Source organism: Streptomyces sp. MnatMP-M17, assembly GCF_900091995.1.
Lineage (GTDB): Bacteria > Actinomycetota > Actinomycetes > Streptomycetales > Streptomycetaceae > Streptomyces.
Window position 1 is genome coordinate 1 of record NZ_FMDK01000532.1, and the last position, 3,564, is coordinate 3,564.

Here is a 3,564-nt window from a genome sequence, read left to right on the forward strand (position 1 = left end):
CGGCGGCTCCGGCGGCTGTGCCCGCCAGAAAGTGCCGCCGGTCGAGCCGGCCGGGATGCCGCGCGCCATCGCTCACCGAACGATCCTGAGCCGACGGATCGGGCGGGGCGAGTTGTGGTGGTCCGAATGCGGGATCGGTCAGGTCCGAGGCGTAGTCGACCCGAGGCGTGGTCAACCCGAGGAGCAGTCGAGGCGGGCCGGGTGGTTTCGTGCCGCGTGGGGGCCGCCCCGGCTACTAGGACTCGGTCCGCAACCGCAACCGCACCCCCGCCGCCGCCCGAACCACGTAGCCCTCACCTCCCTCCCCGCTCCGGATCCGGGCACCACTCGCTCTCCGGCGCTGTGCCCCAGAGCCCGCAGAAGCCGGCCTGGACGGCCGGCTTCGCGCCGTCCACGCGCTGGATCGAGATGAGCTTGTCGAGCGGTATCTGCTGGTCCACGACGCCGCCGAAGTCGATGCGCCCGCTCTCTCCGTCCAGCGCGGCGTCCCCATGGATGCTGCTGATCGTGTGCCAGACGGCGGGCGGTGTGAGCGGCAGCTGAGGCGCGGTGTCCTGGAGCCGGCCGACCGCCTTGAGATACAGGTTGACCGCGTCGAAGGCGAGCGCCGCGTGTCCGTCGAGCGAGGTGCTTCTCACCTGCTCGCACTCCTCCGGGAACAGCCGCTCCATCGTGCTGTAGAGATCACTGTCGCCCTTGCAGGACGCCGCGCCGCGCGTGAAGTCCAGGAATTCGTACGGCACTCTCGGGTACGCGCCACGCCGCGTGGGATCGGCCGCGAGCCGCGCCACGTCATCGCCGCCGAGGAAGGCCGGCGGGCTGGAGCCGCAGGAGTTGTTGGCCGACGACAGGACGGTCTCGAAGTCCTCCGAGCGTCCCGCGAAGAACACCAGCCCGTCATATCCGCAGGCCTGTTCGCCCACGGTCTGGGCGCCGGGATATCCGGAGGCTTCGGGGGGCGCGGGCGACGGTTTGTAGCCCTGCTTCTTCACCGCGAAGTCCTCGGCACCGAAGTACCTGGCCGCGTCCTCGCTCAGATTCTTGCTGTACTCGTCGGTCGGATCGGCGGAGTGGACGATCCGTACCGCGCGCTTCAGCTTCCCCGTGCGCGCCAGGTGCGAGGCGTACGCCGCGGCGACCTCCGCTTCCCTCCGGTTCTGCGGCGACACCTGGTAGTAGAGGGGCGAGTGGTCGTCGAGGGAGTCCGCCGACAGGGTCGTGGCCACCATCGGGAGACCGATGCGCGTGAGTTCGCCGATGGTCGTGATCGTCGCTTTGCGGCTCTGGTCGAGCCCGGTGACACCGACGATGGTCGGGTCGGTGCGCATCATGCGCTCGATCGTGGCGACGGCCTCGGGCCCGTAGCGCATCCCGGAACCGGCGCTGGCCGGATAGATCCGCAGAACGGGATCGGAGTCGCCCCGTTTGTCGAGCTGCCGCCGCTGGGCGCTCGCCGTGCCTTGCAGGGCTTCCCGTACGTACGACAAGGCGCTGGCCGCCTGGCCTTTGCCCGGGCTGCTGAGGAGCGCCGAGAGATGCACCAGTGTCACCACGGGCCGCCGCGGGGCGTCACGGTGGATTCTGTCGGCCTCCTTGTTCTGCCGGGCGATCGTCGCGAGCGTCTTCTTGAGGCGCTTGTCCGTGGCGCCGAAGGCATAGCCGTGCGGCGCCACGCCGACGCACTCGCCGGTCGCTTGCTGCCGCTCCAGGGTGTCCGCGTCCGGATGGGTCCGGCGCAGATCACAGTGGCTCTTCTGCCGTTGCTGTTCGGCGTCGATCGTGTAGGCGCCCGCCGCGCCCAGCAGTGCGAGTACGAGGACGGTGGCGGCGATGGTCACGCCACGCCGGGCCCAGGCCGGAGGCAGGTCCGTGGTGAACCGGCCTGCCATGCCGGCCTGTTCCTTGTGCCGCTCGTAGGCGGAGTCATGGGCCGGCAGCGGCGGGCCCACCTCGACGGGCAGATACCAGAGACCGGCCGTACGACCGCCGCCCGCGTCCCGGAGCTTGTGCTTCCAGACCTCGTACAGGTCCTCCGTCAGCCCTCGTACCCTCGGGTGGCCGTGTTCGTCGTGCCCGCTGCTGACGACGAGCAGCAACGGATCGAAAGCGCCGGTGTCGTTCCGTACGTCGATGAGTGAACGGACCAGCGCCCGGCCGCGGTTGTCACCGCTCACGCCCTTGAGGAACGCCACGCAGTAGGTGGTACGACGAGCCGCGCGACGCCGCCAGATACGGCGCCGGTATGCCGCACGGAGGTCTTCCAGGAAGGCGTTGATCAGCATTTTGCCGACCTGCTCGGGATCCTCACCGCCCCAGCGGGGCTGGGTCAGACGCAGGGCGAAACCGCTGAAGGTGCCAGGGTCGCGGGGCGCCATGTAGGGCTGGCGCAGCAGCCACCGGTACTCGCTGCCGAGAACGCGCCAGGCCCGGAACCAGACGAGCGGGAGCACATGCAGGCCGAAGAAGTACGCCCACCAGGGGACCTGCGATTCCAGCGCCACCTCGGTGCCGGGACTGCGCATGAAACCGAACAGCGGTCTTCGCTGGAGCTCCCGGTCGCGCAGCCGGCGCAGCATGTCCCGGTCGTGCTGGGGATCCGGTTCGTCCGCGGTGTACGTCATCTCCAGAAGCCAGTTGACGAGCCCGAACCTCCGGAACCGCACCCGCCTGTCGTGGCCGTTGCTCGCCGACGAGTACTCCTGAGCGAGTTTGACGAGGACGCGCCGGTACAGCTCCGCCTGTTTCCACTCCGGCGACAGGCTCAGTTCCCCGTCACTGCGCGTACGCTCGACCTCGGCCCACATCGCGGACATGTCGATGAACTCGTGCGGAACGCGCCAGGGTTCGGCCGTATTCAGGGAACGCCTCACGCCCTCGGCCAGATCGTCCTGGTCGTCACCGATCAGCCAGACAACGGGTAAGCCTTCCCGGTCCTTGACCTGCTCCGGTAACTCACCTTTCCGCGGGCGGCGTACGAGCCTGTTCAGCAGCGTGAAGAGTCTGTCGGCGTGCTCGAAGACAGGAGCCATGCACCGGGAGCCTACGGCCCTCGAACATGTATTTCACCGCCATCACCAAGACTTCACACGGGCGGGGTAATGGGGGTGGGGGGAGATCCGTTGAGGGGGCGGGTTCTTTGGCGGCTGTCAGGTCGGTGGGTGGTGTGCGCGGGAGTGGAGTGGGGTGGTGGCGCGTGGGTTTGGCGGCGGACTGTTGTTTGTTGGTTGGGGTTCAGGACCGCTGTTGGGGTGGGGTTGTTGGGTACGGGTGCGGACCGAGGGGTAGCCGGGGCGGGCCGGTGGGTTTCGTGCCACGCGGGGGCCGCCCCTGAGGTCTGAGTTTCGCGACTCCGGGCCGGGCGTCAAGGGCGCTCCTCCGTCGCGTCGCTACGCGATGGGCTGCGCCCACCCTTGACCCCCGACCCTCCATCGCAAGTACGGGGATGGGAGGGGCGGCCCGGGGGGAGGGGTCCCCGGGGGGGGCTGAGTTCCTGGTCCCTGTCTCTCCGGCCTGCGGCCCGGTGGGTGGATTGCGCGGCAGTGGAATGGGGCGGCCCGGCACCGG

General features: G+C 69.4%; 1 protein-coding gene. It reads right to left on the reverse strand.

Annotation, left to right across the window (positions count from 1 at the left end; all coding sequences use genetic code 11):
• Nucleotides 1-293: 293 nt before the first annotated feature.
• Complete coding sequence (locus GA0115259_RS23365) at nt 294-3,029, reverse strand: type 1 periplasmic-binding domain-containing protein (protein WP_093600635.1); 2,736 nt, start codon at nt 3,027-3,029, stop codon at nt 294-296.
• Between the last annotated feature and the right edge of the window lie 535 nt (nt 3,030-3,564).

Coding starts and splice junctions, on each gene's coding strand:
- GA0115259_RS23365 (WP_093600635.1), bottom strand. CDS start 3,029: ATGGCTCCTGTCTTCGAGCACGCCGACAGACTCTTCACGCTGCTGAAC.